The sequence below is a fragment of the Diaphorobacter sp. LR2014-1 genome, from assembly GCF_002916785.1.
GTDB classification, from domain to species: Bacteria; Pseudomonadota; Gammaproteobacteria; order Burkholderiales; family Burkholderiaceae_C; genus Diaphorobacter; species Diaphorobacter nitroreducens.
The window spans coordinates 20,823-45,914 of record NZ_MTBE01000004.1 but is presented as its reverse complement, the minus strand read 5'-3'; the positions used below and the strand labels follow the sequence as shown (position 1 = coordinate 45,914).

At 67.4% G+C, this 25,092-nt stretch carries 23 protein-coding genes and 1 tRNA gene; 10 read left to right on the top strand and 14 right to left on the bottom strand.

The features are described from left to right. Positions 1-186: 186 nt before the first annotated feature. The 6 genes from BV908_RS04975 to BV908_RS04950 form a co-directional block, all read right to left on the bottom strand. On the bottom strand, positions 187-2,337 hold the full coding sequence (locus tag BV908_RS04975; protein WP_015914011.1) for a PhoX family phosphatase: 2,151 nt from the start codon (positions 2,335-2,337) through the stop codon (positions 187-189). Between the two features lie 181 nt (positions 2,338-2,518). Further along, entirely contained in the window at positions 2,519-3,220 is a 702-nt protein-coding gene (locus BV908_RS04970) for an OmpA family protein (protein WP_103737396.1), read from the bottom strand. Continuing rightward, on the bottom strand, positions 3,220-3,822 hold the full coding sequence (locus BV908_RS04965; RefSeq protein ID WP_246867442.1) for a hypothetical protein: 603 nt from the start codon (positions 3,820-3,822) through the stop codon (positions 3,220-3,222). Before BV908_RS04965 ends, BV908_RS04970 begins: the two co-directional genes overlap by 1 nt. 288 nt (positions 3,823-4,110) lie before the next feature. Continuing rightward, positions 4,111-6,495 carry a UvrD-helicase domain-containing protein gene (locus BV908_RS04960; protein WP_103737394.1) on the bottom strand — a complete coding sequence of 795 codons (2,385 nt, stop codon included), beginning with the start codon at positions 6,493-6,495 and terminating at the stop codon, positions 4,111-4,113. Between the two features lie 34 nt (positions 6,496-6,529). Continuing rightward, positions 6,530-8,050, bottom strand: a complete 1,521-nt coding sequence (locus BV908_RS04955) for an AMP-binding protein (protein ID WP_103737393.1) — start codon at positions 8,048-8,050, stop codon at positions 6,530-6,532. Between the two features lie 39 nt (positions 8,051-8,089). Next, complete coding sequence (locus BV908_RS04950) at positions 8,090-9,724, bottom strand: acyl-CoA dehydrogenase family protein (protein WP_103737392.1); 1,635 nt, start codon at positions 9,722-9,724, stop codon at positions 8,090-8,092. A 150-nt stretch (positions 9,725-9,874) separates the two neighbouring features. Between BV908_RS04950 and BV908_RS04945 the strand changes: the two genes are divergently transcribed. The 7 genes from BV908_RS04945 (at position 9,875) to BV908_RS04915 (ending at position 15,225) form a co-directional block, all read left to right on the top strand. Further along, a complete protein-coding gene (locus BV908_RS04945) occupies positions 9,875-10,549 on the top strand; it encodes a TetR family transcriptional regulator (RefSeq protein WP_103737391.1) in 675 nt (224 codons plus the stop codon). 196 nt (positions 10,550-10,745) lie between these two features. Continuing rightward, on the top strand, positions 10,746-11,723 hold the full coding sequence (locus BV908_RS04940; protein ID WP_015914016.1) for a GMP reductase: 978 nt from the start codon (positions 10,746-10,748) through the stop codon (positions 11,721-11,723). 83 nt (positions 11,724-11,806) lie between these two features. Then, positions 11,807-11,882: transfer RNA gene (locus tag BV908_RS04935), tRNA-Lys, on the top strand. Positions 11,883-12,094: 212 nt separating this feature from the next. Continuing rightward, on the top strand, positions 12,095-12,760 hold the full coding sequence (locus BV908_RS04930) for a Crp/Fnr family transcriptional regulator (RefSeq protein ID WP_103737390.1): 666 nt from the start codon (positions 12,095-12,097) through the stop codon (positions 12,758-12,760). Between the two features lie 77 nt (positions 12,761-12,837). Beyond that, a complete protein-coding gene (locus BV908_RS04925; RefSeq protein WP_103737389.1) occupies positions 12,838-13,227 on the top strand; it encodes a DUF2946 family protein in 390 nt (129 codons plus the stop codon). Positions 13,228-13,320: 93 nt separating this feature from the next. After that, the gene (locus tag BV908_RS04920; RefSeq protein WP_103737388.1) at positions 13,321-13,809 is read left to right on the top strand and encodes a copper chaperone PCu(A)C; all 489 of its coding nucleotides are present in this window, start codon (positions 13,321-13,323) and stop codon (positions 13,807-13,809) included. Between the two features lie 180 nt (positions 13,810-13,989). Next, a complete protein-coding gene (locus BV908_RS04915) occupies positions 13,990-15,225 on the top strand; it encodes a multidrug effflux MFS transporter (RefSeq protein ID WP_088886188.1) in 1,236 nt (411 codons plus the stop codon). A gap of 286 nt (positions 15,226-15,511) precedes the next feature. On the opposite strand, the gene BV908_RS04910 is transcribed toward BV908_RS04915, so the two are convergent. Together BV908_RS04910 and orn are read right to left on the bottom strand one after the other, a co-directional pair. Further along, positions 15,512-17,389, bottom strand: coding sequence for a DEAD/DEAH box helicase (locus BV908_RS04910; protein WP_088886187.1), 1,878 nt, complete (start codon positions 17,387-17,389; stop codon positions 15,512-15,514). Positions 17,390-17,671: 282 nt separating this feature from the next. Next, a complete protein-coding gene (orn, locus tag BV908_RS04905; RefSeq protein ID WP_103737387.1) occupies positions 17,672-18,250 on the bottom strand; it encodes an oligoribonuclease in 579 nt (192 codons plus the stop codon). A 38-nt stretch (positions 18,251-18,288) separates the two neighbouring features. On the opposite strand from orn, the gene BV908_RS04900 reads away from it, so the two are divergent. From BV908_RS04900 to rsgA, 3 genes are read left to right on the top strand one after another with little or no spacing between them, the layout of a single operon-like run. After that, positions 18,289-19,602, top strand: a complete 1,314-nt coding sequence (locus BV908_RS04900; RefSeq protein WP_103737386.1) for a M48 family metallopeptidase — start codon at positions 18,289-18,291, stop codon at positions 19,600-19,602. Then, entirely contained in the window at positions 19,599-19,937 is a 339-nt protein-coding gene (locus BV908_RS04895; RefSeq protein WP_103737385.1) for a 4a-hydroxytetrahydrobiopterin dehydratase, read from the top strand. Before BV908_RS04900 ends, BV908_RS04895 begins: the two co-directional genes overlap by 4 nt. Positions 19,938-19,941: 4 nt before the next feature. Continuing rightward, positions 19,942-20,910: a ribosome small subunit-dependent GTPase A gene (gene rsgA / locus BV908_RS04890; RefSeq protein WP_041838880.1), complete on the top strand. Its 969-nt coding sequence runs from the start codon at positions 19,942-19,944 to the stop codon at positions 20,908-20,910. 65 nt (positions 20,911-20,975) lie between these two features. On the opposite strand, the gene BV908_RS04885 is transcribed toward rsgA, so the two are convergent. The 6 genes from BV908_RS04885 to rpsP form a co-directional block, all read right to left on the bottom strand. Then, the gene (locus BV908_RS04885; protein WP_103737384.1) at positions 20,976-21,962 is read right to left on the bottom strand and encodes a CobD/CbiB family protein; all 987 of its coding nucleotides are present in this window, start codon (positions 21,960-21,962) and stop codon (positions 20,976-20,978) included. 77 nt (positions 21,963-22,039) lie between these two features. Then, positions 22,040-22,723, bottom strand: coding sequence for a CoA pyrophosphatase (locus BV908_RS04880; protein ID WP_103737507.1), 684 nt, complete (start codon positions 22,721-22,723; stop codon positions 22,040-22,042). A gap of 119 nt (positions 22,724-22,842) precedes the next feature. Continuing rightward, on the bottom strand, positions 22,843-23,226 hold the full coding sequence (gene rplS / locus BV908_RS04875) for a 50S ribosomal protein L19 (protein ID WP_011806470.1): 384 nt from the start codon (positions 23,224-23,226) through the stop codon (positions 22,843-22,845). A gap of 113 nt (positions 23,227-23,339) precedes the next feature. After that, a complete protein-coding gene (gene trmD, locus BV908_RS04870) occupies positions 23,340-24,107 on the bottom strand; it encodes a tRNA (guanosine(37)-N1)-methyltransferase TrmD (RefSeq protein ID WP_103737383.1) in 768 nt (255 codons plus the stop codon). Between the two features lie 18 nt (positions 24,108-24,125). Further along, a complete protein-coding gene (rimM, locus tag BV908_RS04865; RefSeq protein WP_103737382.1) occupies positions 24,126-24,698 on the bottom strand; it encodes a ribosome maturation factor RimM in 573 nt (190 codons plus the stop codon). A gap of 89 nt (positions 24,699-24,787) precedes the next feature. Further along, positions 24,788-25,039 (bottom strand): 30S ribosomal protein S16, encoded by a 252-nt coding sequence (rpsP, locus tag BV908_RS04860; protein ID WP_011806473.1) that lies wholly within the window; start codon positions 25,037-25,039, stop codon positions 24,788-24,790. Between the last annotated feature and the right edge of the window lie 53 nt (positions 25,040-25,092).

Genomic DNA, 25,092 nt, shown 5'->3' with positions numbered 1-25,092 from the left:
CGCGCTTCGGCGTACCCGGGCGTGCCCCGAGCCAAACAGTGCGCTTGGGGTGGCTGCTCCTCAGCGAACAAGGTTCCACCCGCGCCCTCGCCCTGAACAGGCAAGAAAAAACCCGCCAGAGGCGGGTTGGAAGTACCGCGGAGCCGTCCTGCGCGCAAGGCGAGAGACGGCTCCCGTGCAAGCCGGTTAGATACCGATCGTGCCGCCGTCCTTGCGCGTCACCACCACGGTGGCCGAGCGCGGACGCTTGAGGCCCTTGTGGCTGCTGGTGATCCCAGGCTGGTTGCCGGGCCAGTAGCTGGTGAAGGTGCTGGTGGCGAAGTTGGCCTTCTCAGCATCCTCGCCCGGGTGCTGCACGTTGAAGAACAGCGTCTTGCCGTCGGGCGTGACCACCACACCCGTGATCTCGCAGTCGAACGGGCCGACCAGGAAGCGGCGCACCGTGGCCTCGGTGGGCTTGGAGCCCATGATCGTGGCCTGGCCCTCCTTGGTGGTGACCTTGCCGCCGTCACCGACCTTGCCGGGAATGGCGGCCAGCATCATGCAGTTGGTCACATCGGTGTAGGAACCGTCGTCGGTCTGGATCCACAGCAGGCCGCCGGCATTGGCGCTGCGCTGGTCGAAATGCAGGCCGTCGGGGCTGGAGAAATCGTTCACGGCGGTCAGGCCCGACAGGTTCTCGCTCTGCTTGTTGTCGCTGCGCGCGCCGAACAGGTACACGTCCCACTGGAACTTGGTACCCGCCTGGCCGCCCTCTTCCTTCCAGCGGATGATGTGGCCATTGGTGTTGCCCACGCGCGGGTTGGCGGCGTTCAGCGTGGCGGCCGTTCGCTGCGAGTTGTTGGTCATGGTCATGTACACCTCGTTGTTCAACGGGTTCACGCCACCCCACTCGGGACGGTCCATCTTGGTCGCGCCGCGGGCGTCGGCCGCCAGGCGGCAGTGCATGACCACATCGGCCTGGTCGGCGAACGGGTACAGCGCGTTGGTGGCGTCGATGCCGTTCTTGCCGAACGTCAGTTCCAGCCACTCGCCGCTGCCATCGTTGTTGAACTTGGCGGCGTACAGCGTGCCCTTGTCCAGGTACTTGGCACCGGCGGCCACGCCGCCGTTGATGTCCTTCGGATCCCACTTGGCATCGGACACGAACTTGAACACGTACTCGTTGCGCGCATCGTCGCCAGAGTAGATGACGATCGGCTCGCCGGCCTTGGCGGGCGCCGGCCATGCCCCTTCATGGTTGAAGCGGCCCAGCGCCGTGCGCTTGACGGGCTTGCTGTCGGGGCGGAAGGGGTCGATCTCCACCACCCAGCCGAAGGTGTTGAAGATGTTGCGATAGTCCTCAGCGGCGCTGGCGGCGCTCACCTTGCTGTTCCAGCGCTGGTACTGCTCGCCCTCGGCGGTGTCCCAGAGGTAAGGGCTCTTGCGGTTCTCGGGCAAGCCATAGCGCTTCAGGGCCACGATTTCGGTGGCGGAGCGTTGGGCGTCGTCGCCGGCGGCACGGCCGATGACGTTCAGGAAGTTCTCCTCGCACGTCAGATAGGTGCCCCAGGGCGTATAGCCGTTGGCGCAGTTGTTGTTCATCCCGAAGGCTTGCTTGCCGTCCGGCGAGAGCTTGTTGAACAGCTTGGCGTTGCCGGCGGCGGGGCCGCCAAAGTCCATCGGCGTGGCCGAGGTGATGCGGCGGTTGTATTTGGAGCCGCGCACCATCTCCATCTCGTTGCTGCCGCTCTTGCGCTTGACTTCCACCACGCTGGCACCGTGGGCGCGGATTTCCTTGTCCACCTGCTCGGCCGGGCGCTTGCCGTCCACCGTGATGCGCCCCGTGGGATGCAGACCATAAGGCGCAACCACATACTCATGGTTCACGCACAACAGGCCGCGGTCGGAGCGGCTGGGGTCGAACTTGCCGTCGTCGGACATGCCGAAGTAGTACATGCCGTCGTGGCCGTCGCCGATGCGGCGGTCATAGGACTCGGCCGTCTCGGAGCCATCGTCCTTCCAGGACTCGTCGCCATAGTGGATCGGGTCGCCCAGGGCGTGCAGGATGCTGACCTGGTAACCCTCGGGTACCGTTACCAGGTCGGCGTTGCTCTTGGCGACGGCATTGAAGTTGAGGCGGATCGGCTCGGGTGCGGGAGTTTCGTCATCGTCGCTGCCGCCGCCGCAGGCGCTCAGGCTCACGCCGCCCAGCAGAGCCGCAGTGGTGGCGCCGACACCGCCCTTGAGGGCGCTGCGACGGCTCAGGCGCGCGGCCAGGACGCTGTCGATGTGCTGGTTGGACGAATGGTTGACGATTTCATTGTCGTCGTACTCGGAAACGATCGTGGTGTTCATGGGTCGTTGGACTCGGTAGTGGCAATCAAGGTCCCGCGATCCTGGAGTACGTCTGTTGCGCCCGCATGACGTGTACATGACATCTTCAAGACATTGTTTCGCACGCCGGGCCCTCTGTGTACGCGCGAGGAACACACAGGCCCACAGCGCCTGAGCCACGCGCGGGCCCGGGTCCTATCCCCTACCGCACCGGCAATGCCCCGATCACGATCTGCACGCGCCGGTTGCGCTGGCGCCCATCGGGATCGTCCCGCCCATCCGGCGTGGTATTGGGCGCGACAGGCTGGCGTTTGCCCATGCCGCGCGTGGCGATCGGCCGCCCCGTGCGCGACTGCAGCGCGGCGGCAACGGCGGCGGCGCGGCGCTGCGACAAGGCGTCGTTGTAGGCATCGCCCCCCTTGCCGTCTGTGTGTCCCACCACGTCGATGGGCGCTTGGGGGTAGCTCTTGAGCAGCTCGGCCGCCTTGTCAAGCGAGCGCGCGGCATCGGCCCGCAACTCGGCCTTGTCAAAGTCAAACAACACATCGGCAGGCAGGTCGATGGAGATGGCCTGCTCGGGCGTGGGCTGGGCCTGCAGTTCCACCAGCAGCGCGCGGGTCTGCTCCAGCCGCTGCGGCGGCACCTCGGCCGCGCGCAGCAGCGTGGCCGGCCCTGCCGCCACCTGCAGCCGGGTTTCGGTCTCGCGCGGCACCAGGCCGCCGTGCGTCACGTGCGGCTGCAATTGGGTCAGCGGGGCAGCGTCCGCTGGTTGCAAATGGGTGGGCGTCGCCGCGAGCGACTGGCTGCTGCGCCGCACTTCCAATGGTTGCGCTGCTGAGGCCACAGCGGCGCAGCACGCGGCCCACAGGGCAGCCTGCCAGGCTGGCGAACACCGCACCGCCATCAGCCCGCCTGCAGCGGCAGGTCCATGGACAGCCCCGGCGCCACGATGTTGTCGCCATCGTTGCCGTCATTGAAGACCAGCTTGAGCGTGCGCGCGGTGGGCAGCACGCGGCCCAGGAAAACCAGTTGCCCATCCAGGGTCTGGCCTTCGCGGATGGTGATGTCCCGGTTGTGGTCCGGCCGCTTGACGTGCAGGCGCGCGCCGCTTTCGTCCTGCAGGTAGGTATCGGCCAGCGCCAGCATGGTGGAGTCGGTGATGCGGTTGGCAAAGGAGATGCTCACATCCAGCACCGTGGCGTCCCCCCCGATCTGCACACTCTTGACGCGCACCGTCACCCCCGCCGGTGCCACGCCTTGCACGCCCAGCGGCAAGGTGCGTGGCGCGGCCGGAGCAGCACCAGGGGGAGCCGCAACCACCGCTGCTGCGGCAGGCGCCGCCGTGGCTGTCGCCGCCGGCGCCGCAGCCGTGGCGGAGGGTGGAGCCGTGGCCGGAGTCGGTGTGGAGGCCTGCACCGCCGCCGTGCCCGCCGGATCCTTGCAGCCCGCGAGCCACACCGCCGCCATGGCCACCGCCATCCAACCCAGGGTTCCTCTGTGTTCCATCCCCATCTCTACTCCTTGCGTGGTGCTTGACAGTGAACGCGCATCACAGGGGCGCTGGCGGCGTTCATTCCCAAGGAGCAATTTATTCGCGGCAATGCGTGCCAGCGGGGTTTCCTGTAATCAAAAGTTATCCCGAAAAATCGATGAGGGACATGCGCTGGCCCCATACGTCTCAAGCCCCACGCGGCATTCCCTGGGCGTGAAGCCCGCGCTGCCTCCCGATGTCGGGGAAATTTCAAGTTACTTTTGAATAAGCAAGACAGAAGGCCGCGGTCTCTGGGCGAGCACTTATTCGACGATGGTGAGCTTGGCCACCGACAGCGCCAGCCACTTGGTGCCGTGGCGCGGAAAGTGCACCTGCGCCCGCGCGTCGGCGTCCGCGCCCTCGATGGCCAGCACCTTGCCCTCGCCGAACTTGGTGTGGAACACCGCCAGCCCCACGCGCAGGCCATGGCCCGGCGCCGCCTTGACCGGGGGTACGGGGGGACTGGCGAATACTTCGGTCTTGAAGCCAAATTGGCCTCTAGCGCCCGACTGGTAAGCGCGAGCAGCTCCTGAATCAGGAGCAAAAGATCCAAACCCTGCCTGGCGCGGTGTGATCCATTTGAGCGCCTCCTCGGGTAGCTCATCAAAAAAGCGGCTCTTGACGTTGTAGCGCGTCTGCCCGTGCAGCATGCGCGTCTGCGAATGGCTCAGGTACAGGCGCTGGCGCGCGCGGGTGATGGCCACGTACATCAGGCGGCGCTCTTCCTCCAGGCCATCGCGGTCGCTCATCGCGTTCTCGTGTGGAAACAACCCTTCTTCAAGTCCGCAGATGAAGACCGCATCGAACTCCAGCCCCTTGCTCGCGTGCACCGTCATGAGCTGCACCGCGTCCTGCCCGGCCTGCGCCTGGTTGTCGCCCGCCTCCAGCGCCGCGTGCGTGAGAAAGGCCACGAGCGGCGAGAGCGTCTCGCCCGTGGGCTCGTCAATCGCCGTGCCATCAATGGGCACGTCCGGATTCAGCCCCTGACTCGCCGGGCTCTGGCTGAGCGTGGCCATCTGCTCATCAAGCGGCAGCGCCACCGCGTCGCGGCCAAAGCCCTCCTGCATCACGAAGCTCTCGGCCGCGCTCACCAGCTCCTGCAGGTTTTCCAGCCGGTCCTCGCCCTCCTTGTCCTGACGGTAGTGCGCGGCCAGGCCACTTTCATCGATGACCTGCTCGATGATGGCGCGCAGCGTCTGCCCCTGGCTGCGCTCGCGCATCACGTCGATCAGCGCAACGAAGCCGCCGAGCTTCGCGCCCGCGCTGCCCGGCACGCTGCTGACCGCATCCCAGAGCGAGCAGCCGCTGGCGCGGGCGCTGTCCTGCAAGGTTTCCAGCGTGCGCGCGCCGATACCGCGCGGCGGAAAGTTCACCACGCGGGCAAAGCTGGTGTCGTCGTGCGGGTTCTCCAGCAGGCGCAGATAGGCCAGCGCATGCTTGATCTCGGCGCGCTCAAAAAAGCGCAGGCCGCCATAGACGCGGTAGGGCACACCCGCATTGAAGAGCTGAGATTCGAGGACCCGGCTTTGCGCATTGCTGCGGTAGAGCACCGCGATCTGCTGGCGCGCCATGCCGCCCGCCGCCAGCGCACGGACTTCATCGACCAGCCAGCGCGCCTCCATCAGGTCGCTCTCGGCCTCGTGGATGCGCACCGGCTCCCCCGGTCCCTGCTCGGTGCGCAGGTTCTTGCCCAGGCGCCGGCTATTGTGTGCGATCAGCGCGTTCGCGCTGTCCAGGATGTTGGAGTAGGAGCGGTAGTTCTGCTCCAGCTTGATCTGCTGGCCCACGCCGAACTCGCGCACGAAGTCCTGCATGTTGCCCACGCGCGCGCCACGAAAGGCGTAGATGCTCTGGTCGTCGTCGCCCACGGCCATCACGCTGCCCTGGGTCACCAGCCGCCCATCGACCACGTCGCCAGCGAGCTGCTTGAGCCACAGGTATTGCAGGCGGTTGGTGTCCTGGAATTCATCGACCAGGATGTGCGCGAAGCGCCGCTGGTAGTGCGCGCGGACCGGGTCGTTGTCGCGCAGCAGCTCGTACGAGCGCAGCAGCAGCTCGGCGAAATCGACCACGCCCTCGCGCTGGCACTGCGCCTCGTAGAGCTGGTAAAGCTCCACGCGCTTTTTCGTCTCTTCATTGGGCGCGGGCACTCCCGCCGGGCGCAGCCCCTCTTCCTTGCAACCGTTGATGAACCACGCGACCTGCTTGGGCGGGTGACGCTCCTCGTCAACGTTGTACGCCTTGAGCAGGCGCTTGATGGCCGAAAGCTGGTCCTGCGCATCCAGGATCTGGAAAGTCTGCGGCAGATCCACTAGTTTGTGGTGCGCGCGCAGCATGCGGTTGCACAAACCGTGGAACGTGCCGATCCACATGCCGCGCACGCTGATCGGCAGCATCGCGGCGAGGCGCGTGAGCATCTCCTTCGCGGCCTTGTTGGTGAAGGTGACGGCCAGGATGCCGCCGGGTGAGGCCTGCCCGGTCTGCAGCAGCCAGGCGATGCGCGTGGTGAGCACGCGCGTCTTGCCCGAACCCGCGCCGGCAAGAATCAGCGCATGGCCCGCGGGCAGCGTGACGGCAGCGAGCTGCTCGGGGTTGAGGTGGGCGAGCAAGGGTGCGGCAACAGCCGGCACGGACGAATCAGGAAACATCCAGGCATTGTAAAAATGCCCGGATGCTCCCGTGTCAGATGGACGCTACGTGACGCAACAAGTGCTTCTGGACCTTGCCGCTGGGCGTGCAGGGCAGTTCGGCGCGAAACTCGTAAATGCGCGGAATCTTGTAGCGCGCCAGACGCGGCTCCAGGAACTGCTTGAGTTCATCTTCCCGCAACGCCACACCCGGCTTGGGTACGACGATAGCCGTCACCGTCTCGCCCCAGTCCGGATGCGGACGGCCAATGATGGCCACTTGCGCCACATCGGGATGCCCCGAGAGCGCGTCTTCCACTTCTCTGGAGTAGACGTTCTCGCCGCCGGTCACGATCATGTCGCGCATGCGATCGACGATGAACATGTAGCCCTCTTCGTCGATGCGCGCCAGATCGCCGCTGCGATACCAGCCGTCCTCGGTGAACGCCGCCGTGCTGGCCTGCGGATCGTCCAGATAGCCCTCCATCATCGACGCGCTGCGCAGGTGGATCTCGCCCACTTCCCCCGCCGCGCACGGGCGCCCATCGGGGCGGCGCAGTTGCAGCAGTACGCCGGGATTGCCACAGCGGCCGATGGAGCCCGCCTTGCGCTCGGCCTCCTCGGGATAGAGCACCGCGCCCAGGGGCCCCGATTCGGTCATGCCATAGACCTGCATCAGGCGGCTGGTACGGTAACCCGCCATCAGGCGCCGGGTGTTGTCGGCGCTCAGCGGCCCGCCGCCGCAGGCCCACATGCGCATCGCGCCGAAGTCATATTCACCTATGCCAGCCACCACCTGCAGCGGCGCGAGCAAGGCGATCGGCGCGCCGAAGGTGAAGGTGATGCGCTCGCGCACCAGCGCATCGGCAAACGCCTGCGGCGTGTATTCGCGCAGCAGGACATTGGCGGCGCCAATCAGCAGCGCGCCCAGGAACCAGTTGTTGAGCGGCGACGAATGCCAGATGGGCATGGCCGTGAGCACCCGGTCCGATGGCGTGAGCGAGACCGATGCCGCCGCGCACACCGCGGTCTGGAACAGATTGGCGTGGTTGTGCAGACAGCCCTTGGGCCGGCCCGTGGTGCCCGAGGTGTAGAGGACTTCAGCCAGGACATCGCCCGCCGGCGCGGGGTGCTCGGCCCCATATGGCTCGGCCTGAGCCATCAGCGCGTCAAGCGACGCCCAGCCCTCGGCATCACCCGCCGTCGCGAGCCAACGCACCCCGGTCTGCACACGCCGCGCCACGGGCGCAAGGGCGGCGTCGACCACGGCCACGCGCGCGCCGCTGTGTTGCAGCACGTACTGCACCTCCGGCGCCTGCAGCTTGTGGTTCACCGGTACCACGGCCGCGCCCAGGCGCCACGCGCCGAAGAGCGCAAACACGAACCCCGGCGTGTTCAGCGTGAAGATGGCGATGCGCTCGCCCGCCACCACACCCGCGTCGGCCAGCACGTGCGCCGCGCGGCGCGTCTGCTCGGCCAGTTGCGTGTAAGTCCAGTCGCGCCCGTCGGCGCGCAAGGCCAGCTCATGGCCTCGCGTGCGTGCGTGCTGGTCCAGTACCGAAACGAAATCGATCATCTTGATGGGTCTCCTCGCATGAAAATCTCTTTCAGGCCCTCACTCGACCCAGGCTTCACGCAGCAGCGCCGCCGGATCGCTGGTGCCGCAGTCGGCGCCCAGCACCATGCCCCAGTCGCCGCCGAAGCGGCTGGCGACGAAGGCCGCGGCGGCCTGCGCGCTCGCATGGCGCAGCATGAGGGCGGCCTGCGCCACCAGCACCAGCTCCTGCGCGAACCAGCGCGCGCGCCGCGCCAGTTGCTCGGGGTCGCGCAAGGCGGCCTGCAGGCCATCGAGGCGTGCCGCCACGCGTGGCTCTGCGCCCAGCTGCGCGCGCAGGTCCTGCAGCAACTGCAACGCCGCCTGCGGCTCGCGCGAGACGGCGCGCAGCACATCCAGGCACATCACGTTGCCCGAGCCTTCCCAGATCGAATTGACCGGCGCCTGCCTGAAGAGCCGCCCCATGGGGCCGGTTTCCACGTAGCCATTGCCGCCAAAGACTTCCATCGCCTCGCCCGTGAAGGCCACCGAGCGCTTGCAGTTCCAGAACTTGGCCGCCGGGGTGAGGATGCGCCGCCACGTCACGTCGGCGGCTTCATCGCTGCCATGGCGCTCGGCCAGATCCATCGCCAGCAGAAGCGCGGCCTGCGCCTCCAGCGCCATGTCGGCCAGCAGGACGGTCATGGCCGGCTGGTCCACCAGCGCCTTGCCAAACGCAAAGCGGTGGCGCGCATGGTGCAGCGCCTGCACCAGTGCCTGGCGCATCAGGCCCGCACCCGCAAGCGCGCAGTCGAGGCGCGTCTGGCTGGCCATCTCCACCGTCGTGGCAATGCCGCGCCCGAGCTCGCCCACGCGCACGCCCCAGGCGTCATGAAATTCCACCTCGCCGCTGCCGTTGGAGCGATCGCCCACCTTGTCCTTCAGGCGCAGGATGTGCACGCCGTTCTTCGTTCCATCCGGGCGCCAGCGCGGCACGAAAAAGCACGTCAGACCACCCTCTAGGGCGTTGGCCAGCACCAGATGCCCGTCGCACATGGGCGCCGAGAAGAACCATTTGTGGCCGTTGATCAGGTATTCATCGCCCCAGGCGCCACTGCCGGCGGCCACGGCCGTGGTGGTATTGGTGCGCAAGTCGCTGCCGCCCTGCTTCTCGGTCATGCCCATGCCGATGGTGAGTGCGGGTTTGTCCAGAGAAACCACGTCGCGCGCGTCGTACTCGTCACATGCGAGCTTGGATTCGAGCTGCGCCCAGAGCGGGGCGTTTTTTCTCAGCAGGGGAATGCTCGCCTTGGTCATCGTGCTCGGACAGGTGGAGCCGGCCTCGACCTGGCAATGCATGTAGATCGACGCGCCATACGCCACCCAGGCCGAGGGGCGCGCATCGAACATCGGCAGGTTGCAGATGCCGTTGCGCCGGGCGATCGCCATCATGCGGTGCCACGCCGGGTGAAAGCGCACCTCGTCGATGCGCGCGCCCGTCGGTGAATAGATGTGCAGCTCGGGCAGGTGCGTATTGGCCTCTTCCCCCGCGCGCAAGGTGTCGGCCGCGCCATACTCGGCACCCTGGCGCACGAGTTCCTGCGTGCGCCAGGTCGCGCCGCCGCGCTGCACCGCAGCCTGCAGCGGCGGGTCGCTGGTGTAGAGGTTATAGTCTTTGAGTTCCGGCACCTGATTGTCCGGGTGGATCCCCAACATGCGCTTCTCCTGTAATGCCACCCGGGCCCGGCCTGGATGGCGGTTTTGTTCAGGCTCCGGCCGGTCCAAGGGAGGCCCCCGCAAACCCGTCGGCAACACAGAAAAATTCTAGGCGGCACAGCCCCGAAACATGTTCGGATTCGACGGTCCATGAAACCCTCCAGAACCTCTTCTAACCAGGCCACGCGAAAACGCGCGCCAGCCGCCGCGCCGGGCACGCGTCGCAGGCCGCGGCAGGAGCGCGCGCGCCACACCGCGCGCGCCCTGCGCGAGGCCTTTGTTCAGGTTCTGGTGGAGCGGCGCAGCTACGCCGCCGTCACGGTGCGCGAGGTCTCGCTCGTCGCGGGCACGGCCATCGGCAGCTTCTACGATTACTACAGCAGCATGGACGATCTGGCCCGCGTGAGCCTGCACCTGCGCAGCAAGGCGCTGCTGGCGGCACTGCGCGGCGCAGGCGCCGAGCACGAAGGCGCGCCGCTGGCCATCAAGGTGCAGGCCATCGTGCGGGCCGTGCTCGCGCGCCACCAGCGCCCCCCCCGGGAGTGGGCCGCGCACTACCTGCTGGAGCGCCACTTTTCCAGCCTGCAGGCCTATCTCGCGATGTACGAACGCTTCGTGCAGGCCTGGGCGCACGCGATCAAGACCGCAAACGACTGGCCCGAGGGGCACAGCCCGGCCACGGCCGCCCTGGGCGCGCAAACCCTCCTCTACGGTCTGGTGGCCCACGCCTGCATGGCCGCACCCGAAGGCCCCGACATGCAGGCGCTCGAGCGCACCGCCACCCGCGCCATCATCGCCTGCGTGCACGCAGCGCAGGACGAGTGAGCACCACAAGCCGGGCAAAGGACCTACAATCGCGCACCGGGCCCAAGTTTCTTGACGCCCGGTTTTTTGTGCCCGCGCACAGCGGGGTTCGATGAGGCCGCAGCCACCGGTCCATCCGCGAAACCGGTCTTCAGGCCAAGCGCCCCATCGCCCGCGAAATCCCTCGCGCGCGACCTCTACAGGAGCTTGGAACCTCATGGAAATCTTCGACTACGACAACATCCTGCTGCTGCCGCGCAAGTGCCGCGTGGAAAGCCGCTCGGAGTGCGACACCAGCGTGGAGCTGGGCGGGCGCCGCTTTCGCCTGCCCGTGGTGCCCGCCAACATGAAGACGGTGGTCGACGAGAAGATCTGCACCTGGCTGGCGCAGAACGGCTACTTCTACGTCATGCACCGCTTTGACCTGGACAACGTGCAATTCGTCAAGGACATGCATGCGCAAGGGTGCTTCGCATCGATCTCGCTCGGGGTGAAGCAGCCCGACTACGACACGGTGGACCGCTTTGTGGCCGAGGGCATCTGCCCCGAGTACATCACCATCGACATCGCGCACGGCCACGCCGACAGCGTGAAGAACATGATCACGTACCTGAAGGCCAAGATCCCCGCGGCCTTCGTGATCGCCGGCAACGTGGGCACGCCCGAGGCCGTGATCGACCTGGAGAACTGGGGCGCGGACGCGACCAAGGTAGGTATCGGCCCCGGCAAGGTGTGCATCACCAAGCTCAAGACCGGCTTCGGCACGGGCGGCTGGCAGTTGTCGGCGCTGAAGTGGTGCGCGCGCGTGGCCACCAAGCCCATCATTGCCGACGGCGGCATCCGCAGCCACGGCGATATTGCCAAAAGCGTGCGCTTTGGCGCCACGATGGTGATGGTGGGCTCGCTGTTCGCGGGCCACGAAGAATCGCCCGGCAAGACCGTGGAAGTGGACGGCGAGCTGTACAAGGAGTACTACGGCTCGGCATCCGACTTCAACAAGGGCGAGTACAAGCACGTCGAGGGCAAGCGCATCCTGGAGCCCATCAAGGGCAAGCTGGCGGACACCCTGACCGAGATGGAACAGGACATCCAGAGCTCCATCAGCTATTCGGGCGGCAAAAAGCTCATGGACATCCGCAAGGTGAATTACGTGATCCTGGGCGGCGACAACGCTGGCGAGCACCTGTTGATGTAAATTTTTCGGCCGACGTCGCAGCGAGGCAAAAAAATGGTGCATAATCCATGGCTGTGCTGCAACGCGGCACCTCTGAAAAGAGAGGGCTCTTAGCTCAGTTGGTAGAGCAGCGGACTCTTAATCCGTTGGTCGAGTGTTCGAGTCACTCAGGGCCCACCAAAGACAGCCAAGCCGAATCCGCAGCGCGGATTCGGCTTTTTTCATGGCGATCTGGGCTCCACGCCAGCCCGGCTCTCCCGCCCCTTCGCCCGCTTGATGCGGGCCTTCTCCTCCCCACCTATTCAGGCCCATCGCACCCCTGGCGCCCATCGCGGCCCCCGGGCGGCGCGGCGGACGCGCAACAGAGCGGCTTCAGAGAGGCGAGCAGCCTGTTGGTTGCGAACGCGCTGCTGCAGGGCTTGCCGGCGCCGGCATTGCAGGATCTGGCCCAGCATGCCCTCGCGCGCACGCACCCCGATGGGGAAACGCTGTTCCACGAAGGCGAAGCCGCCTGCCACTGCCTGCTGGTCGCGCAGGGTGCCGTGGAAGTGCTGCGCTATGACGCCACGGGCGAGGAGCGCATGCTGCACTGTTTCACCCCCGGGCAGTGGGTGGCCGAGGCGGCCATGTTCATGCCGCACGGGCTCTATCCGATGACGGCGCGCGCGCAAGGCGCCACGCGGGTCTGGCGCATTCCCCGGCAGGCGTTGCGCACGGCGTGCGAGCGCCACCCGCTGCTGGCGCTGCGGCTGCTGGAATCGCTGAGCCTGCGCCTGTACCACTGCGTGAACGAGGTGGACTGGCTCACCAGCAGCAATGCGCAGCAGCGCCTGGCCGCCTACCTGGTGGCGCGGTGCAGCGAGGGCGGCGAGCCGGTCGAGCTGCCCACCAGCCAGCGGCACCTGGCGGCGCGCCTGGGCATCCGCGCCGAGACGCTGAACCGCCTGCTCGCCCAGTGGCAGGCCAAAGGCTGGATCCGCGGCGAGCGGCGCACCTGGCGCCTGTGCGATGCACACCAGCTGCGTCAACTCGCCGCGCCCGGCACGCGCACGTTCTGACGCCCTGGCCACAGGGCCGCAACTTGGGTGGCTGGCGGCTGGCCGGCGCGCCCTCACCCACCGATAATGCGCCCACCATGCACATCCTGCGCAACGCCCGTCACCTGGCACGCCTGTTGTTGGCGTGCTTTGCCGTGTCGCTGGGCGTGGCGACGGCAGCGCCCTTCGTGCAGGCAGGCCATTTAGAGCGCGTCTGCACCGCCTCGGGCGAGGAGCGCTGGGTTGCCGCCGGCAACAGCGCGGTGGGCACCAACGATGCCTCCGACCCCGCGCATGCGCTGGACTGCGCCCTGTGCCTGCCGCCCCTGCTGCCCGCTCTGGATGCACCCCCGTGGCGCGGCCTGCAGCAGCTCCCGCATGTCCCATCTGCGGATGTGGTGCGCCAGACCCATGTACCGGCGCTCAGCCGCGCGCCTTTCCCGCCGCGCGCCCCGCCTGCGGCGCCACTCGCCCTCGCACCGTTTTGAAAACGGCGGGCACGGGCCACCGTGCACCCTCACTCTTCTCGCATACCACGGCAGCGCTGACCGCCTGCCCCATCGTTTATTCAAGGATTTTTCATGTTCTCCCAATCGCTCGTCTCCCGCTTCGCCATCGCCGCCACCCTGCTCGTGGCCGGCGCAGCCCACGCCCAGGTCACCGTGCAGGACGCCTGGGTGCGCGCCACGGTGCCGCAACAGAAGGCCACCGGCGCCTTCATGCGCCTGACGGCCGCGCAGGATGCCCGACTGGTCAGCGCCAGCAGCCCGGTGGCCGGCGTCACCGAAGTCCATGAAATGAAGCTCGTGGACAACGTGATGAAGATGCGCCCGCTGCCCGCGCTGGACCTGCCAGCCGGCCAGGCCGTAGAACTCAAGCCCGGCGGCTACCACATCATGCTGCTGGACCTGAAGCAGCCCGTCGCCCAAGGCTCGACCGTGCCCCTGACGCTGGTTTTCGAAGCCAAGGATGGCCAACGCACGACACAGGAGTTGCAGGCGCCCGTGCGCGCCGTCAGCGCCACGGCCGCACCGGCCATGGGCCATGGCAAGCCGCACGGCGGCCATTGAGACTCATCCGGTACGGCTGAAGGCTTTTTAGACCTCTAGCGCTTGCACAGCAAGCGCTGACAGCTATCAATAGCATAGCTTCCACACGCACCCATCGCGGGCGCGGACGAGGGGCTTGGCCGATAATGCGGCGCTTTGCACGGCGCCTGCGTTGCGCGCCCTCCCCCGATTTCCCACACCATGCACTCTGACGCGGAACACCTGTGGCGCGCGCCGCGCTGGGCACTGGCCATCCTGCTGGCTCTGCTGGGCATGGTGGGGCCGTTCGCCATCGACACGTACCTGCCCGCCTTCCCCGCCATCGCGGGCGCGCTGCAGGCCACACCGGTGCAGATGCAGCAGACGCTGTCGGCCTACCTGTTCGCGTTCGCCTTCATGACGTTGTTCCATGGCTCCCTGTCCGACAGCTTCGGGCGTCGGCCCGTGGTGCTGTGGGGCCTGGCCGTTTTCACGCTCGCTTCCCTGGGCTGCGCGCTGTCGCAGAGCATCGGACAGTTGGTAGCGTTCCGGGCGCTGCAGGGCCTGTCGGCCGGCGCGGGCATTGTGGTGTCGCGCGCCGTGATCCGCGACATGTTCCCGCCCACGCAGGCGCAGCGCGTCATGGCGCAGGTGACGATTTTCTTCGGCGTGGCGCCGGCCATCGCGCCCATCGTGGGCGGCTGGCTGTCGGTGCACCTGGGCTGGCACAGCGTGTTCTGGTTTTTGACGGGCGTGGGCGTGCTGCTGTGGGTGGCCAACTGGCGCCTGCTGCCCGAGTCGCTGCCCGTGCACAAGCGCCAGCCGATCCACATGGGCCACCTGCTGCGCGGCTACTGGGAATTGGGCACCAGCCCACGCTTCATCCTGCTGGCGCTGGCCAGCGGCGTGCCGTTCAACGGCATGTTCCTGTACGTGCTGTCGGCCCCGGCCTTCCTGGGTGAGCTGCTGGGCCTGGGGCCCACGGAGTTCTTCTGGTTCTTCGTGATCAACATCGCCGGCATCATGGGCGGCGCCTGGGCCAGCGGCCGGCTGGCCGGTCGCATCCCGCCCAAGCGCCAGATCCGCCACGGCTTCGTGATCATGCTGGCGATGGCGCTGCTCAACCTGGGCGCCAACCTGGCGCTGGCGCCGCATGTGTCGTGGGCGCTGTGGCCCATCGGCATTTTCTCGTTCGGCTGGGCCCTGATGGTGCCCGTGGTCACGCTGCTGGTGCTGGACCTGTACCCGCAGCGCCGGGGCATGGCCTCGTCGCTGCAGGCATTCGTGGGCGCCACGGCCAACGGCCTGGTGGCGGGCGTAGTGGCGCCGCTGGTCATGCATTCGGCCCTGGCGCTGGCGGCGGCCTCACTGCTGCTGATGCTGGTGGGGCTGGTGTCCTGGATCTACCTGCACCACCGCTGGCCGGACATCGGCCGCCACACCATGCACGTGGGCTGAGAGCGGCGCGCGGCCCCGTGTGCCGCGGCGACCGGCGCCCCTGGCGCCGCAGTCGTGCAGCTTCTGCGTCTACCTCCCCGGCCCCGGACCGGTGCACGGCCACGTCCAGCAACTCACCCCTCAAGCCGCAATAGCCTGCCTTCCGAGAGGTCCACGGCCCCGGCCCGGACGAACGGGTTGTTGATCTCCTGCGCGGCCCCGGTGCGTTTCGCGGGGAGTTGGCGCGCAATAAAAAAGCCAGCCCTGGACGAGAGGGCTGGCTTGTCATGGGGTCCGCGCTGCCGGCTTAGCGGTCGTTGCGCGCCGGGCGCTTGCCGGCACCGTGGGGTACGAACGGCTTGCCCGCGCCCTGCGGCTTGGCAAACGCGGGCTTGCGGCCAAAGTCTGCGCGGGGTGCTGCAGCGTCACCGCGGCCACCACCATGGCGGCCGGCGTCACCAAACCGGGAGGCTTCGCCAAACCCGCTCTTGCGGCCATAGCCTTCACCGTCGCGGCGGCCGCCGAAGCTGTTGCCACGATCGCCACCGCGCGGTGCGCCATAGCCCTCGCCAGAGCGGGGGGCTGCGCCGCGCGGGCCGCGGTCGGCAAAGCCGCCACGGTCATTGAAGCCGCCACGGTCGCCGAAGCTGCCACGTGGGTCACGGTCGCCATAGCCACCACGATCACCAAAGCCGCGCTCGCTGCCGCCGCGGCCAAAGCGCTGCTCGCGCGGGCCACGGTGGCCATCACGCCCGCCACGACCGCCGAAGTCTGCGCGGCCGCCTTGCGGGAAGCGCTGGGTAGGCTCCAGGCCTGCGACCACCTCGGCCTTGAACTGCTGGCGGCTGTAGCCCTCGATGTCGAAGATCTTGCGGCGGTCGCGGAACTCGGCAAAGGTCACGGCCAAACCGTCGCGGCCGGCGCGGCCCGTACGGCCGATGCGGTGCGTGTAGTCCTCGGCCTTCATGGGCAGGCCGAAGTTGAAGACGTGGGTGATGGTCGGCACGTCGATGCCGCGTGCGGCCACGTCGGTCGCCACCAGGATCTGCACCTGGCCATTGCGCAGCGCCATCAGGCGGCGGTTGCGCAGGCCCTGGCTCAGTGCGCCGTGCAGGGCCACGGCACTGAAACCTTCCTGCTGCAGGTCATTGGCCAGACCATCGCACTCCACCTGGGTGCTGGCGAACACGATGGCCTGGTCGATGGAGGCATCGCGCAGCCAGTGGTCCAGCAGCTTGCGCTTGTGCTGCGCGTTGTCGGCCCAGTACAGCATCTGCTTGATGTTGGCGTGCTTTTCCTGCGGCGTGTCGATCTGGATCTTCTTCACCGATGCGCCGTTGTCGTGCATCACCCGCATGGCGAGCTGCTGGATGCGCGGCGCGAAGGTGGCGCTGAACATCATGGTCTGCTTGCGCTGGGCGGTGAGCTGGTTGATCTCGGCCAGGTCGTCGGAGAAGCCCAGATCCAGCATGCGGTCGGCCTCATCGACCACCAGGAACTGCACCTGGTCCAGCTTGATCTGCTGCGACCGCTGCAGGTCCAGCAGGCGGCCCGGCGTCGCCACCACCAGGTTGGCATTCTGCAGCTTGGCGATCTGCAACTGGTAGGGCATCCCACCCACCACGTTGGCGATGCGCAGGCCCTTGCAGTGCTTGACCAGATCGATGGCATCGTGCGCCACCTGTTGCGCCAGTTCGCGCGTGGGGCACAGCACCAGCGCACCGGGCGTCGCCGCCTTGAAGTTGCGCGCCTGCGTGGGGTTCTTGCGCTTGGGGCGCTTTGGGGGAGCCTCGCCACGCGCGGCCGCCTCGGCGGCGGCGCGCTCGAAAGCGGCGCGCTCGGCGACTTCGGCCTCGGCCTGTTGGCGGATCAGCGTGTGCAGCACGGGCAGCAGGAAGGCCGCAGTCTTGCCGCTGCCAGTCTGGCTGGAGACCATCAGATCGATGAAGCTCGCGTCATCGCCCGAGCCCATGGCCAAGGGAATCGCGCGAGTCTGCACCTGCGTGGGCTCGGTGTAGCCGAGGTCGGCCACAGCCTGCACCAGTTCGGGCGCAAGGCCCAGTTCGATGAAGCCGGCGGGCAGAGCGGGCGCGGCGGTGGTCGGAGAAACAGGCGCCTCAATCGAAGCGGCCATAGGGGATTGGGCAGGCGCGATCTCGCCCTGCACGTGCATGGTGTCTGTCATGTCGTATGTATGAAGCGCGCGGGTGCAACCCGCGGCGGCTTCGTCAGTGGTTCATCAAAACATCAACCATCCAACGAAACCTGCACCAGCAGTGAGAGCTGGGCGGGTGGGTCATTGACGCAGGCACTGGAACGCTGGAAACCGTTCAAGGCCCGCAACCCATTGTGAGAAGGGAGATGCGCAAGGGCTGCGCGATGCGGCCAAACCTTCAGTCGGGTTTGGGAGTCGTTTTCACGCAAGCCTGCAATTGTCGCACGATTCGGGTTTTCCCGCAAACGGGGATCAAACGGCCAGCAGATGCGTGCGGTAGTGCAGTAGTTCATCGATGGATTCGTGCACATCGGCCAGGGCCGTGTGGCGCTGCGCCTTCTTGAACGAGCTGTAGGCCTCGGGCTTCCAGCGCTTGGCCAGCTCCTTCAGCGTGCTCACGTCCACATTGCGGTAGTGGAAGAACGCCTCCAGCTTGGGCATGTACTTCACCAGGAAGCGCCGGTCCTGCCCAATGCTGTTGCCGCACATCGGCACCACGCCTTTGGGTACATAGCGCGACAGGAAGGCGAGCAGCTCGCGCTCGGCATCGGCCTCGGTGATCGTGGAGGCCCGCACCTTGTCGATGAGGCCGCTGCGGCCATGCGTGCCCTTGTTCCAGGCGTCCATGCTGTCCAGCACCGCGTCCGCCTGGTGGATGGCGAAGACCGGCCCTTCGACGCGCAGCGTGAGGTCGGCACTGGTGACGACCACGGCGATCTCCAGCAGGCGTTCGGTTTCGGGGTTGAGGCCGCTCATTTCACAGTCCAGCCAGACGAGGTTCTGGTCGGATTTGGCAAGCGCGGGAGCAGTAGGGTTGGCAGTGTCAGACATGCCGGGAATTGTCGCCGATGGCCTAAACTCGCGCGCAGATGCAGCCTCCTTCCGCCTCCCTCCTCTCGCCATCTCACCTGACCACACTGGTGTTCGCCGGACTGCTGCTCGCAGGCCTTGCCTTGCGCCTGTGGCTGGCCACACGCCAGATCCGCCACGTGGCGCAGCACCGCGGCGCCGTGCCCACGGTCTTCGCCCACCGCATTCCGCTCGCCGCGCACCAGAAGGCGGCCGACTACACCATTGCCAAGGCGCGCTTCGGCCTGCTGGAAATGGCGCTGGCTACCGCCGTGGTGCTGGGCTGGACGCTGCTGGGTGGGCTGGATGCGCTGAACCAGGCGCTGCTGTCCTGGCTGGGCGGTGGCATGCTGCAGCAATTGGCGCTGCTGGGCTGCTTCGTGCTCATCGGGGGTGCCATCGACCTGCCCGTCGCGCTGTACCAGACCTTCGTGATCGAACAGCGCTTCGGCTTCAACCAGATGACCCTGCGCCTGTGGCTGGCCGACCTGCTCAAGTCCACGCTGCTGGGCGCGGTGATCGGCCTACCGATCGCGGCGCTGATCCTGTGGCTCATGGGCGCCGCCGGACCGCTGTGGTGGCTGTGGGCCTGGGGCACGTGGATGGGCTTCAATCTGCTGCTGATGGTGGTCTTCCCGCTGTTCATCGCGCCGCTGTTCAACAAGTTCCAGCCGCTGGAGGACGAATCGCTCAAGGCGCGCGTCACCGCGCTGATGCAACGCTGCGGCTTCGCAGCCAAGGGCCTGTTCGTAATGGACGGCAGCCGCCGCAGCGCGCACGCCAACGCCTATTTCACCGGTGTGGGCAAGGCCAAGCGCGTGGTGTTCTACGACACGCTGCTCAAGCAGCTGTCGCCCGGCGAAGTGGAAGCCGTGCTCGCGCACGAACTCGGCCACTTCAAGCACAAGCACATCACGCGGCGCCTGGTCGGCATGTTCGCCATCAGCCTGGCGGGCTTTGCGTTGCTGGGCTGGCTGTCCACGCGCGCGTGGTTCTACACGGGCCTGGGCGTGCAACCCAACCTGATGCTGCCGGGCGTGCCCGGCGCCGCGCCCAACGACGCGCTGGCGCTGCTGCTGTTCCTGCTTGCAGCGCCCGTGTTCACGCTGTTCGTCACGCCCGTACTGGCGCAGCTCTCGCGGCGCCATGAGTTCCAGGCCGATGCCTACGCCGCGGCCCAGAGCAGCGGCGGCGACCTGGCGTCCGCCCTGCTCAAGCTCTACGAAGACAACGCCTCCACGCTCACGCCCGATCCGGTGTTTGCGAAGTTCTACTACTCCCACCCTCCCGCCACGGAGCGCCTGGCGCGTCTGCCCGTGGCCTTGCAGCCATGAATTCGATGTTCCCCAAGAAAGACTGGTCCACACAAACCAGGCGCGCGCTGACAGCTACTGAAATAGTAGCAAAACTGGTCGATCTGCCGGGCTGGCAACTGTCCGGCGACGGCGCCGATGTCGCCATCGAGAAGACCTACCGCTTCGCCAACTACCACGAGACCATGGCCTTCGTGAATGCCGTGGCCTTCATTGCCCATGCGCAGGACCACCACCCCGATCTGTCGGTGCACTACGGCCGCTGCGTGGTGCGCCTGAATACGCATGATGTGGCCGGCATTTCGGCGACCGACATCGATTGCGCGACGCGCATCGATGCACTGATCGCACCCTGAGCCCATGGCCCAAGCCCCTGCGCGCCTTGAAGGCCTGGTGGTCGCCAGCCACGGCCGCCATTGCGTGGTGGAGAGCGCGGGCGGCGAGCGCCGCATCTGCCATCCGCGCGGCAAGAAGAGCCAGGCCGTGGTGGGCGACCGCGTGCTGTGGCAGCCCGCCGCGCCCGGCCAGGGCCGCGGCCATGGCGACGAGGGCACCATCGAAAAGGTGCTGGAGCGGCGCAACCTGCTGTACCGCCAGGACGAGGTGCGCACCAAGTCGTTCGCCGCCAACCTGGACCAGGTGCTGATCCTGATCGCGGCCGAGCCTGTGTTCTCCGAAAGCCAACTCGCGCGCGCCCTCATCGCCGCGGAAGCGGCGCGCATCACGCCGTTGATCGCGCTCAACAAGAGCGACCTGGTCGAGCCGTTCGCGCGCGCCTGGGAGCGCCTGTGGCCCTACCGCCACATGGGGGGCGAGCAGGACACGCAGCACCACTACCGCGTGCTGCCGCTGTCGCTCAGCGAATCGGGGGCGGTGGACCGCGACATGCTGATGCACCTGCTGGCCGGCAAGACCACGCTGGTGCTGGGCCCCTCGGGCGCCGGCAAGAGCACGCTGGTCAACCTGCTGGTGCCCGGCGCCTCGGCACAGACGGGCGAGATCTCGCAGGCCCTCAATTCGGGCCGCCACACCACCACCACCACCACGCTGTACTGGATCGACCCGCAGCGCACCACGGCGCTCATCGATTCGCCCGGCTTTCAGGAATTTGGATTGCGCCACCTCGCGCCCACCGATCTGGCGCGCTACATGCCCGACATCGCAGCCCATGCCGAGGGTTGTCGCTTCTACAACTGCACCCACCTGCACGAGCCCGGGTGCGCGGTGCAGGCCCAGGTGCGTGACGAACAGGACGCGCAGGCCATCAGCCCCCAGCGCTACCGCATCTATGGCGAGTTGTTTGCGGAGTTGAGCGAGAGCCCCTACTGAGTTTGAAGCAAAAAGTGGCTTTTGCGCTTATACAGCAAGCGCTGACAGCTATTAAATAAGGAGCATCACCCCAGCAGCCGCGCGAAGGTGAGCAAGGCCAGCAGCAGCATCCACACCACGACCGAGCGCCACACCAGCCCCACCACGCTGCGCAGGTGGCCTACTTCGGGCTCGCGGCCAGGAGTACTGTCGCTGTCGCCAATGTCGGCGTCCACCTCGAAGCCCGGCTGCACCTGCGCACCTGCGCGGCTGCGCAGCGCCTCGCCGCCCAGGCGCACATTGATGGCCCCGGCGGTTGCCGCCAGCACCACGCCATCGTTGTCGTTGGGGAAGCGCTGTGCGTGGAAGCGCCAGCCCTCGATGGCCTCCTCGAAGCTGCCCACCACGGCAAAGGACAACGCCGTCAGCCGTGCGGGAAGCCAATCGATCACCGTCCATGCCTGGGCCGCAGCCTGCTGCAGCGACTCGCTGGGCGGCTGCGTCGCCTCACGCGCACGCGCGCCCCAGTAGCGCGACACGAACTCCGCCAGGCGGTAGAGCACCGCCCCGGTCGGGCCCAACCCCAGCGCCGCAAGAATGGAGAACCACGCCAGCACGCCAAACACATGGCGGTGCGCCGCAATCACCGAGTACTCGATCACGTGGCGCACGATCTCGCTGCGTGGCAGCTCGCTCACCTCCACCTGCTTCCACTGCGCCAGACGCGCCCGCGCATCGGCCGCGTCGCCCTCCTCCAGCGCGTCGCGTATCCCCGTGAAATGGTGGCTGAACTGGCGAAAGCCCAGCGTCACGTAGAGCACGGCCACGTTCCAGACCAGGGCGAACGGCCACGCCAGCCAGTGCAGCAGCGCCAGGTGCACCGCCAACACCACCAGCGGCGGCACCAGCACGGCCAGTCCCCAGGCCACCCAGCCGTGGTGCGACTGCCCCGCGTCGCAGTTGCGGTTCACCGACACCGCCCAGGCACGCAGTCCTGCATGGATGGGGTTGCTGCGCGCGAGCGGTCTCGCCTGCTCGATCAGCAATGCGAACAGGATGGCAAAGAAACTCATGCGGCAATCATACTGGCGCTTGTTACAAGGCCCAACACCACGGGCGACAGTGCGGCAGCCTCGCTGCGGCGCCCCCTTCACGCCATCATGAAGCGGTAGAAGTTGCGCAGCATGCCAGCCGTGGCACCCCAGATGTAGCGCGTCGTCGCGCCGTCCTGGTAGGGCATGGCGAACCATTCGCGCTGCGCGCCTTGCCACTGCAGCCGATGGCGCTCGTGGTGCGCGGGGTTGAGCAGGAAGTCCAGCGGCACCTCGAACACGTCGGCCACCTCGTACGGGTTGGGCTGGAGCGCGAAGCCCGGCCGCACCAGCGCGACCACTGGCGTGACGAGGAACGAGGTGCCGGTCACATACATCGACAGGTTGCCCAGCACCTCGACCCAGTGCGGCTCCAGGCCTACCTCCTCCTGCGCCTCGCGCAGCGCGGTGGCGGCGGCATCGCGGTCCTCGGGATCGGTGCGCCCTCCCGGAAAGGCCACCTGGCCGGAATGCGTGGACAGGTGCGCCGTGCGCTCGGTGAGCAATACCGTGGGCCGCTCGCGCAGCACGATGGGCACGAGGACGGCGGCGTGCGCGGGCTCGCGTTCCGCGAACTTCTTCTCGCGCTGCACCTCAGGCGTCCAGGGCGGCGGCGCGGCAAAGCGCAGTCGCAGTGCCTCCGGCGTCTGCGCATGGGGGGGCACGGCGGGTAAATGGTCGTCCACCCCTACGAGCGGCACGGTGCGCGGATCGAAGTGGGGCAGCGAGGACAGCGAAGGCAGGGCCGCCGCAGAGGACGCGCCGACAGGACGATGAGAACTCACGGGGGTTCAAAAAGAAAAAACCGCTACAGGCTTTCGCACTGTAGCGGTTTCGAGTCGCGCGGGAAGCGCAGCCGTATTTATGCGGCCACTGCAGCTGCCTTGACGCGCGAAGGCAGCTTTTCCTTGATACGCGCCGACTTGCCGCTGCGCTCGCGCAGGTAGTACAGCTTGGCGCGGCGCACGTCGCCGCGGCGCTTCACTTCGATGCTGGCGATCAGCGGGCTGTAGGTCTGGAACGTGCGCTCCACGCCTTCGCCGCTGGAGATCTTGCGCACGGTGAAGCCGCTGTTCAGGCCACGGTTGCGCTTGGCGATCACCACGCCTTCGTAGGCCTGCACGCGCTTGCGGGTGCCTTCCACAACGTTCACGTTCACGATGACGGTGTCGCCAGGCGCGAACGAGGGAATGGTCTTGTTCAAGCGGGCGATTTCTTCCTGCTCGAGGATCTGGATCAGGTTCATGGTTGGTTTCCGACGATCATGTCCGCGCCAGGATTGGCAGGGCGCCCCTATTGGCGCCTTTGTGGCTATGGTTCAGGCCCACAGCGGCCGGCCAGAGGATCGAGAACAGGCGATTATAGCAAGCTTGCGTTTTGCGCCAAGAGGGCCTCGTCCGCGCGCGTGAGCTGCCCGCGCTCGCGCGCGGCCTGCAGCAGGTCCGGGCGGTGGCGCGCGGTGATGAGCAGGCGCTGATCGCGCCGCCAGCGCTCGATTTGCGCATGGTGGCCAGACAGCAGCGGCGCGGGCACGGCGCGGCCGGCCCATTCCTCGGGGCGCGTGTAGTGCGGACAGTCCAGCAGGCCGTCCAGCGCGGGATTGAAGCTGTCGAGCTGGTGGCTGCCCTCGTCGTGCAGCACGCCCGGCTGCAGACGCGCCACGGCATCCAGCAGCGCCATGGCCGCGATCTCGCCGCCCGAAAGCACGAAGTCGCCCAGGCTGATCTGCGCATCCACGTAGGCGTCGATGAAACGCTGGTCCACGCCTTCGTAGCGTCCACACAGCAAGATGGCACCCGCGCCGGCGGACCAGTCCTGCACCGCGGCATGGTCCAGCCGGCGGCCAATGGGGGAGAACAGCACCAGGGGCGCCCGCGCCTGCTGGCCCTCGGCGCGATCGGCGCGGATGGCGGCCAGGCAGCGCGCCAGCGGCTCGGCCAGCATGACCATGCCGGGGCCGCCGCCAAAGGGCCGGTCATCCACGCGGCGGTAGTTGCCCTCCGCATGGTCGCGCGGGTTCCACAGCCGCACCGCTACCTGGCCCGACGCGTAGGCGCGCCGCGTCACGCCGCTGGCAAGAAACGGCTCGAACAGCTCGGGAAACAGGGTGATGACATCGAAACGCATGGCACGCGGACAACCGCCTCAATAGTCGGGTTGCCAGTCCACGGTGATGCAGCGCCCCGCCAGGTCCACTTTGTCCACATAGGCCGACACAAAGGGAATCATGCGCTCGTGCGGCTTGCCTTCGTGCTCGTAGGCTAGCACCAGCGTGGTCTGCGGCCCCGTGGGCAGCAGGTCGCGCACGGTGCCCAGCGCCACGCCCTCGCGGTTGACCACAGGCAGGCCGATCAGGTCCACCCAGTAGTACTCGTCATCGCCCGCCGCGGGGAAGTTGGCGCGGGGCACGAAGATGCGCGCGCCGCGCAGCGCCTCTGCTGCGTCACGGTCGTCCACACCCTGCGCCCAGGCGACCACGGAGTCCGAATGCGTGCGCGCCTGCCGGATGGGCAGCAGCACGGTGCCGGTGAAAAAACTCTTGGCGCCCTTTTCCGCCGGCTGCAACAGCCAGGACTTGGCGGCGAGCAGGGCCTCGGGGTTGCTGCTGTAGGGCAGCACCTTGAACCACCCTTTCACGCCCCAGGCATCGGTGATGCGGCCCACCTCCACAGCGTCGGAGGGCAGTTCGGCGGTTTCCAGGACAGGCAGCTGAGGCATGGCGGCGGGATGCGAGGGTGAGGCAAAGAAAAAAGGCGGGGTCCGTCAGTTGCACCAACGGAGCCCGCCCTTTTCGGGAGTGCGAACGATCAGGCGGCCTTCTGGGCGGCTTGCTTGATCAGACGGTCCACGGTGGGAGAGGGTTGTGCGCCCACGCCCTTCCAGTACGTCAGGCGGTCCTGGGCGATGCGCAGGCCTTCTTCGCCTTCCTTGGCGGAAGGGTTGTAGAAGCCCAGGCGCTCGATGAAGCGGCCGTCGCGGCGCACGCGCTTGTCGGCAACGACGATGTTGAAGAACGGACGGCCCTTGGAGCCGCCGCGGGAGAGTCGAATCACGACCATAATGAATCCTTCGGGTGGTTACACAGCAGTGGCTGCGCTCTGTTTTGCGGCGT